Annotated in this window: 2 protein-coding genes; both read right to left on the bottom strand. The window is 57.1% G+C overall.

The window, feature by feature from the left end; all coding sequences use genetic code 11:
- The coding region (locus AB4Z11_RS32590; RefSeq protein ID WP_442030438.1) for an MBL fold metallo-hydrolase at positions 1-451 on the bottom strand (451 nt) is incomplete at its 3' end.
- Positions 452-654: 203 nt separating this feature from the next.
- On the bottom strand, positions 655-1,016 hold a 362-nt coding region (locus tag AB4Z11_RS32585; protein ID WP_442030437.1), incomplete at its 5' end, for a hypothetical protein.

Below are 1,016 nucleotides of genomic sequence, written 5' to 3'. Positions count from 1 at the left end.
CGTGGACGGTGGCGTTCGGGAACACGATCTGCCCGCCCGCCATCAGGCCGCCCACATGGTCCGGGTGCATGTGCGTGATGTAGATCTCGTCAACCTGCTCCGGCCGATAGCCAGCGGCCTTGAGATTCGCAGCCAGTTTGCCCAGCGTCGGACCAAACAGGTTTGCTGCGCCGGTGTCGAACAGCACAAGCTTGCTGCCAGTGTTGATCAGGAAGGCGTTGACCGAGGTTTCCAGCGGCGCTTTGACGAAGGACTTGTCCAGCGCCTGAATGCTCTTCGCGGCCGGCTGCCTGAGCTGCTTGTCGACAGGCAGGTCAACCGTGCCATCGTTCAGAACCGTCACTTCAAAATCACCCAGCGCCATGCGGTAGAAACCCGGCGCCTGGAATTTAGCCATCGGCGCGGCTGCCTGTGCGAAGGCGGCAGCAAACATCGTTGCGATTGCGCCCATCATGGTGGCGGCGCGCAAGGAATTGGAATTCTTCGAGATCAAGGCGGTCCTTTGTCAATAAGGGCCGCGCCCAATGCGCGTGCCCGTTGACGTTGGAGTCTACCGGCCTTGATTCCTTCTGATTAGAGCCGAAAATCCAAATGGGCCTATTAATCCAGCTTATCAATCCGGCAGATCGATACGATGCTGGCGCCATTTCCTGATCACACATGAGAAATGCAGGCCAATCCAAGCGCACCAAGCGAAAGAACCACGCCTGTGCATGCCGACGCGACGTTTGTCTTCGCACCTGGATTCACTCGGCGCAAAATGATTGTTACGTAGATCGAAATAAAGCCGTGGATAGCTACCACCGAAAAGATTGCCCATATCGCCCATTGCTCACCGCGGCTGAGAGGGAGAACGAGCCAGGCCAAGGCCACCGCAAATGCGAGCATGCCGGCGCCGACCATCTTGAGCATCCCCAGAATGACAGCCTGGTATCGCAACGGAATTTCAGACCATTCCAAACCAGTCAGTTGAGCGTGGTAGAACAAATACTCTTTGGCGAACAGATACCGCAAGC

It is taken from the genome of Pseudoduganella sp. RAF53_2 (genome assembly GCF_052113985.1).
Lineage (GTDB): Bacteria > Pseudomonadota > Gammaproteobacteria > Burkholderiales > Burkholderiaceae_D > Rugamonas.
This window is presented reverse-complemented; position numbering and strand designations above follow the sequence as displayed.